Source organism: uncultured Mucilaginibacter sp., assembly GCF_903913935.1.
In the GTDB taxonomy this organism is placed as follows: domain Bacteria; phylum Bacteroidota; class Bacteroidia; order Sphingobacteriales; family Sphingobacteriaceae; genus Mucilaginibacter.
Genome location: NZ_CAIWNH010000286.1, coordinates 1 through 6828, shown reverse-complemented (window position 1 = coordinate 6828; position 6828 = coordinate 1). Strand labels below are relative to the sequence as shown.

The 6828-nt window shown below is 42.0% G+C and carries 7 protein-coding genes; 3 read left to right on the top strand and 4 right to left on the bottom strand.

The annotated features are described in order from the left end of the window. A partial coding sequence (locus QZY09_RS11460; RefSeq protein WP_295672489.1) for a 30S ribosomal protein S16 occupies positions 1-385 on the bottom strand: 385 nt, incomplete at its 3' end. A gap of 437 nt (positions 386-822) precedes the next feature. On the opposite strand from QZY09_RS11460, the gene QZY09_RS11455 reads away from it, so the two are divergent. Together QZY09_RS11455 and QZY09_RS11450 are read left to right on the top strand one after the other, a co-directional pair. Next, entirely contained in the window at positions 823-1842 is a 1020-nt protein-coding gene (locus QZY09_RS11455) for a PAS domain S-box protein (RefSeq protein WP_295672487.1), read from the top strand. 223 nt (positions 1843-2065) lie between these two features. Beyond that, positions 2066-2800 carry a carboxypeptidase-like regulatory domain-containing protein gene (locus tag QZY09_RS11450; protein ID WP_295672485.1) on the top strand — a complete coding sequence of 245 codons (735 nt, stop codon included), beginning with the start codon at positions 2066-2068 and terminating at the stop codon, positions 2798-2800. A 95-nt stretch (positions 2801-2895) separates the two neighbouring features. Here the strand turns inward: QZY09_RS11450 and pfkA are convergent, their stop codons facing one another. Further along, positions 2896-3873, bottom strand: coding sequence for a 6-phosphofructokinase (pfkA, locus tag QZY09_RS11445; RefSeq protein ID WP_295672483.1), 978 nt, complete (start codon positions 3871-3873; stop codon positions 2896-2898). Positions 3874-4165: 292 nt separating this feature from the next. On the opposite strand from pfkA, the gene tnpA reads away from it, so the two are divergent. Next, the gene (gene tnpA / locus QZY09_RS11440; protein ID WP_295672481.1) at positions 4166-4582 is read left to right on the top strand and encodes an IS200/IS605 family transposase; all 417 of its coding nucleotides are present in this window, start codon (positions 4166-4168) and stop codon (positions 4580-4582) included. A 51-nt stretch (positions 4583-4633) separates the two neighbouring features. On the opposite strand, the gene QZY09_RS11435 is transcribed toward tnpA, so the two are convergent. Continuing rightward, positions 4634-6337, bottom strand: coding sequence for a cytochrome c biogenesis protein CcdA (locus QZY09_RS11435; protein WP_295672479.1), 1704 nt, complete (start codon positions 6335-6337; stop codon positions 4634-4636). Between the two features lie 12 nt (positions 6338-6349). Continuing rightward, entirely contained in the window at positions 6350-6802 is a 453-nt protein-coding gene (locus QZY09_RS11430; RefSeq protein ID WP_295672477.1) for a protein-disulfide reductase DsbD domain-containing protein, read from the bottom strand. Positions 6803-6828 lie beyond the last annotated feature (26 nt).

Genomic DNA, 6828 nt, shown 5'->3' with positions numbered 1-6828 from the left:
GTGCCTCGTCTTTTGCTGAAACCAAATTGGTTTTTTTGCCGGTGATCTTGTCATCCTTGTGGTCAAGCCAGTTCTGGAATTTCTCTTCCACCTGCTCGGCAGTTAAAGCGCCTTTTTTAAGGCCGCCCTGTAAGTGTTTTTTATATAAAACACCCTTGTATGATAATATGGCACGGCAGGTATCTGTTGGCTGTGCGCCATTGTTTACCCAATCAAGGGTTTTATCAAAATTAATGTCGATTGTTGCAGGGTTGGTGTTAGGGTTGTATGAACCTAAACGCTCAATAAAACGTCCGTCCCTTGGTGCGTGTGCATCCGCTACCACGATGTAGTAAAAAGGTTTTCCTTTTTTACCGTGTCTTTGCAGTCTGATCTTAGTTGCCATTTTTTTATTTTATGTATTCAACATGTCCCCGGAGTTCTTTCAGCGGGGATGCAAAGGTAAAAATTATTTTTCAAAATAAAAAGGGTTTGTAGTCCGAAAGTCGGGAAAGTCAGAAAAGACTGAAAGAGAATAGGAAATGGTTGATTTTCTGGTTGTTTTGAGATACTTATTAGCTTTTTATAACTTCCGGACTTTCCCGGCTTTCGGTCTTTCCCGACTAAATGAAAACTTTTCCTTTAAAAAGCCGTCAGATATGAGTATTATCGCAAAAATGATAGCGATTACTACTAACTGATATAAAGTGGCCTTTGAACAGGAGGCGTTAATTGCCGGGAAAGCGTTTTTTGTAATCGCTGATCCCCGACCGCTGATCAATAACAGATATCGCTACAATATAACTACCTTTATGATAACAGCCGGAGTGCTTAACACATAGTATGCAGCTAACCGACCTCAGCTTTCTTTTTGATGATAATCCGCAGCCCATGTGGATCTATGATCTGTCATCCCTGCGGATATTAAAAGTAAACAAAGCAGCAACGGATAAGTACGGCTATTCAGAGACGGAATTCCTTTTACTAAAAGCAAACGAACTGCATCCGCAGGCGGATCAGGAAAAACTCTACAAAACGCTAAGAAAAAAGGGCATCGACCTTGCGGTACTGCAGGGGATTAACTATGGAGGCATCTGGACCCACGAAGATAAAAATGGCAATCATATTTTTGTAGAACTGACGAGCTACAATACCCGGTTCGAAAACCTGGCCTGCAGGGTAGTGTCGGCGACGGATGCTTCTGAAAAAATGCGTTTTCAGGAAGAATTGATCTGGACAAAAAGCAACCTGGAGGCACTAATCAACAATACCGAGGACCAGATTTGGTCGGTTGATAAGGAAATGCGGTATGTTTATATGAACAGGGCCTATCGCCAGCTTATCTCTCAATTAACCGGCACTGAGCCTAAGGACGGCGACTATACTAACCTGCATCCGGGCTTTAATGAGGGCGATGTGGAAAGATGGAGCCAGTATTACCACCGTGCCCTTGAAGGTGAGCGATATACCGTCATTACCGAAAGTGTTGACCCGATTACCCAAAACCAGCACAGTTTTGAGGTAAGTTTTAATCCTATTTACAAAATCAAAGGCGATATTACCGGCGTTGGCTGCTTTGCCCGTGACATAACTGCCTGGCTGGCAACTGAAAAAGCCATGGTTGACCAAAATGAACGTTTACGGAACATTGCCTCGGTAACTTCGCATGAATTACGGCGGCCTGTGGCGAGTATGCTTGGCCTGATCAATATTATGGACAGGGAAAATTTCTTCAATCCGGATAATAGGGAGATCATTGAACACCTGCTTGTGGTAGGCAAAGAAATTGACGAAGTGATCCGCCTGATCGTTGATCAATCCTTTATGGAAGGGCCCTCTAAAGATAAATTCAGGACGCCATAGGGCAAGTTGTTTTCTATCACGCTTCCAGAATATTTTTTTACATTGACTATGAAGGTTCGGGTGGAACAATATGTTTAATAGCGGCAGCCAGGGCAACCTTGAATGCGCTGAGCATATCACCTTTAGGCAAAAAGAAAAATAATCCTCATTTTTGACAAACAATAAAAAACGCGTTAAGCGTTAATAATGATAGAATTAAGAATCAAATAAATTAATATAGCATATGAAATACCTGCTGCTTGTAGCATTGTGCAGTTTCTTTTTTGTAAAAACAACCTTTGCCCAGGAAGAGCTTTCGGGCCGCGTATATGAAAACAAAACCAATGTTTTTTTACAGGGCGTAAAGGTTGAGGACCTGAAAACACATACCATGACCATGACCGGCAAGGATGGTAGCTTTACCATTAAGGCCGCCGTTGGCGACGTGATCTGCTTTTCGGTTTTTAGTTATAAACCCGATACGGTTTACGTGGCCAATTTAAAATATATGCAGGTTTTTCTGGACTTAAGGCAAAACATGCTGGATGAAGTTAAGGTAACCAACCAGGAAATAAAAGGAAACGCCGGATTTGCCCCGCAGGTTGAACGGGGGCCGCTCAACAGCCAAAGTGTGACTTATCAAACAGATGCCAATGGCGATTATAAAGGCGGGGTTAAGCTGCGCGTTTTTGACGGCGGGCCAACCCAAAAACAGCGCGAAAAGGCCGTAAGTGATAAAGAAAAACAGAAACAAGGGATCCTGAAAGTTTTCAATGCCGACTACCTGAAAAAATATTTGCCCATAACCGGGCAGGAGATGCAAAATTTTATCATCCTTTATATGCCTGACCCTGGTACTTTTTACGGCGAAACATTTAACCTGGTAGCCTATCTCAACGGCTGTTATGAAGAATTTCAAAAGATCCCCCTGGACGACAGGCAATCAAAAGAATACACCCAGTTAAAAAGCAGCAATTAATGTGAATGCCAGTTTGATTAACGAAACGTTATACCAACAAAAAAGGGGCATTTGCCCCTTTTTTGTTGGTGTTTTAAGCTTGTTACTGACTGTGCTTATATTGACAATATCTCTACAATCTTTAAAAAATCGGGATTAATTTCAATATTATGCTTTATAGCATGTTCAAATGGTGTATATGCGATCTCGTTATGAATAAGGCCGATCATTTCGTTGCGGTGCCCGTTTCGTAAGGCTTCAACAGCTGCAACACCTACACGGCTGGCCAGCACACGGTCCATACAACTTGGCCTTCCGCCGCGCTGGATATGGCCCAGTATGGATACCCGGGTATCATAGTTCGGGAATTTTTCTTTTATCTGCCGGCCAACCTCAAACGCATCGCCGTCCTTACCGTTTTCGGCCAGCATAATAATTTTAGATGATTTATCTTTTCTACCGCTTTCAAGGCGCTCAAACACAGCATTGATGTCCGTCTTGCTTTCCGGGATCAGAATGGTTTCCGCTCCGGCAGCTATCCCGGTGCGCAGTGCGATTAGCCCTGAGTCGCGCCCCATCACCTCGACAATAAACAGTCTGTCGTGCGATTCTGCCGTGTCCCTTATTTTATCAACCGCGTCAATTACCGTATTAATGGCGGTATCGTACCCAATGGTGAAATCAGTACCGCAAAGGTCGTTATCAATAGTACCCGGCAAGCCAACCACGGGGATATCAAACTCATCGCCAAAAATACGCGCACCTGTAAAAGTGCCGTCGCCGCCAATGGCCACCAAAGCATCAATGTTATTCTTTTTTAGCTGCTCGTATGCTGATTTGCGACCCTCTTTTGTTCTGAATTGTTCGCTGCGGGCTGTTTTTAAAATGGTTCCCCCGCGCCCTATGATATTTGAAACCGATTTACGGTCCATCGGGAACATATCGCCTTTGATCATCCCTTCGTATCCCCTGCGGATACCTGTAACCCCTATCCCGTAATAAATTGCCGACCGTACCACTGCCCTGATGGCGGCGTTCATCCCCGGCGCATCACCACCTGATGTAAAAAGTCCTATGTTTTTAATTTGCGTCATTTTTTTCAAACCGAAGTTTGGCGTTTAAATAGTTACAAGCGATACCATTACAACAGTAGCCGCCATTGATTAGTGCTTTATAAAATTGCGCGAATTTACACTAATTTTTCGGGAGAAAAATTATTAGGTGAGATTATAATTGGGGTTGATTATATATGGCAACTGGTTTATTGGCATGGGGTTTTCTCATAGCGATGGGTTTCAAACCCATCGCTATGACTGGAAACCAATACAGCTTCTTAATTTACTGAGATATAATTATATTTGACTTTACAACTTAAATTTTACCACTATGCCTCAAAGTTATTCGTCAATATGGGTACACCTTATATGGTCGACCAAGAACCGTGAGCCAATACTCACTCCTGTACTAAAAGCTGAAGTCTATTCAGTAATTAATGATATCGCAAATGATTATGAAATTTATCTGGATTGTATCAATGGGATTGAAGACCATGTACATCTGTTGGTGCGGCTTCGTACGGATCAATCAGTTGCAGATATTGTTAAAACAATAAAGGGGAATTCATGGGAACACTTTAAAGAGGATCCCGAAAAATATGTTACCTGGCAGGATGGGTTTGCGGCATTCAGCGTTAGCCCGGACCAGGTGAAAAAAGTCCGTAGTTATATTTATAACCAGGAAAAGCATCATAAGAGCAAATCTTTCAGCGACGAGTTGAAAGAAATAAAGCAAAGTTTGAAATGATAGTTTTTATTCATAGCGATGGGTTTGAAACCCATCGCTATACGGGAAATTCTACTCTTTTTTGTAAGCCGCTATACCGCTATCCAGGTATTTGACAAAGTCATCAATACTACTGGAACCTCGTGGCGGTACAAGAGCCTCCCCTTTTTCATTAATAATTACGTAAAACGGCTGTGCGTTTGAATTGTATTTCGTTATTTCAAGATCTATCCATTTAGCCCCTAAAGTAGTAATGGCCTTACCATTAAAAGTTGATTTGGTTTGATCTGCCGTTGGCAGTTCAGTCTTGTCGTCAATTACCAGTTGAAGAACCACAAAATTATTTTGCAGGCGATGCAACACTTCCGGGTTGGGCAATACATTCGACTCCATTTTGCGGCAGTTTACACAGTTCCATCCGGTAAAATCAATCATTATTGGTTTATGCAACTGTTTTGCTACCTCAATTGCCTGGTCATAATCGTACCAATCGTCAATCCCTTTTACCTTTGGCAAACGCTTGAAAATATCTTCATATTTTTTAGGTTTTACGGATGAAAGATTGGCAGCAGTTGGACTGGTTGCCCCAACCCCGCCCGAAAGATCGAAATCCTGCGTGCTCAGAGGCGGCAAAAGGGCGCTGATCGATTTTAAAGGCGCACCCCATAAACCAGGGATCATATAAATTACAAAGGCAAACACAATGATTGATATAAATGTTCGCGGAACAGACAGGTGGGATACCTCACTGTCATGAGCAAATTTGATTTTCCCTATCAGATATAATGCCATTAAGATCCCGATGGCAATCCATAACGACAAGAAGATTTCGCGGTCGAACCAGTTCCAGTGATAGGCCAGGTCGACATTTGATAAAAATTTTAAAGCGAAAGCTATTTCAATAAAACCAAGGATTACTTTAACGCTGTTTAGCCAGCCACCAGATTTAGGCAAACTTTTTAACAACGATGGGAACATAGCAAATAACGTAAATGGCAATGCTATGGCTAATGAAAAACCTAACATCACTACCGCCGGAGCTAGTCTTTCGCCTTTACTGACAGCATCTACCAGCACAAAACCAATTGCCGGCCCGGTACATGAGAATGAAACCACCACAAGCGTAGATGCCATAAAGAATATACCCACAAGCCCGCCTCTATCAGAATTGGCATCAAGTTTATTTGCAAATGAGCTGGGAAGGGTAATTTCAAACGCCCCAAGAAAAGATATCCCAAAAACAATCAGCAATAAAAAGAAGCAAAAATTAAATATCCCGTTGGTGGCCAATCCATTTAATGCGGCCGGCCCAAAGGCTATCGTTATAATTAAGCCAAAAACAACATAAATAAATATAATGGACAACCCATACAACAATGATTGGTATATGGCTTTAGCTCTGGTGCCGCCTTTTTTTGTGAAAAAGCTTACTGTTAGCGGCAACATTGGATAAACACATGGCAGCAGAAAAGCAGCAAACCCACCTAAAAAACCTGCTATAAAAATTTCCCAAAGTGTTTTGGGCTTATCATTTGCAGCTGCGGTGGTTTTTACCGCGCCGTTTGATTTTTTTACAGTGTCAGCCTGTTTCTTCCTGGCAGCAAAACTATCAGCAGCTGTTGGGATTGTAGTAAACTGTACATCGCTGGTTGAAACTGTATCAGCTTTTTTTCCCTGGAATGCACTGGCAGGAGTAACGCCCGAAATTAAAACTACAAATAAAACAAGCAGGGTAAAAGCAGCCCTTAAATAATTGCGATTGATGGAATATGTCATTGCTTACTTCGCTTATTTAGCTAAAGGGATTGAAAAATCAATATCGTCTGGTGGGAGGCATTTTTTGTCATTGCAGGTCATGTATTCAAGTTTCCCTTTAACAACCGAAACATTGGTAGATTTTAGTTTGATCTTTTGCTGAAACGTAACTGATTTTTCAAAATAGCTCACATTCATGCTGAAGGAAGTTTCGTATTTGGTTTCCGGTGTTGGCTCAGTTGTCTGCCCAATGAGGCTATATTCTTTTGAAGGCAAAAAAGTAAACGAAGTTTTGATAGGGCCGCCGTCTTTTACGGTTTGCGAATAAATGTGCCAGCCATCCTTTATGGTAGCCCTCAAAAATACAACGGCTTCGGTACTGCTGATCTTTTTTGCTCCATAGGACCATGTAACAGGCGCCTCGATCTGGGCAAATGCTCCGGCGCTCATTAATAATAAGGCCGCTGCTAATAATATTCTCTTCATTTTTATTTTTAACTATTTTTAAATTG

Bases quoted from the DNA above. Each gene is read 5' to 3' on its own strand.
- QZY09_RS11455 (WP_295672487.1), top strand. From the start codon at position 823: ATGCAGCTAACCGACCTCAGCTTTCTTTTTGATGATAATCCGCAGCCC.
- QZY09_RS11450 (WP_295672485.1), top strand. From the start codon at position 2,066: ATGAAATACCTGCTGCTTGTAGCATTGTGCAGTTTCTTTTTTGTAAAA.
- pfkA (WP_295672483.1), bottom strand. From the start codon at position 3,873: ATGACGCAAATTAAAAACATAGGACTTTTTACATCAGGTGGTGATGCG.
- tnpA (WP_295672481.1), top strand. From the start codon at position 4,166: ATGCCTCAAAGTTATTCGTCAATATGGGTACACCTTATATGGTCGACC.
- QZY09_RS11435 (WP_295672479.1), bottom strand. From the start codon at position 6,337: ATGACATATTCCATCAATCGCAATTATTTAAGGGCTGCTTTTACCCTG.
- QZY09_RS11430 (WP_295672477.1), bottom strand. From the start codon at position 6,802: ATGAAGAGAATATTATTAGCAGCGGCCTTATTATTAATGAGCGCCGGA.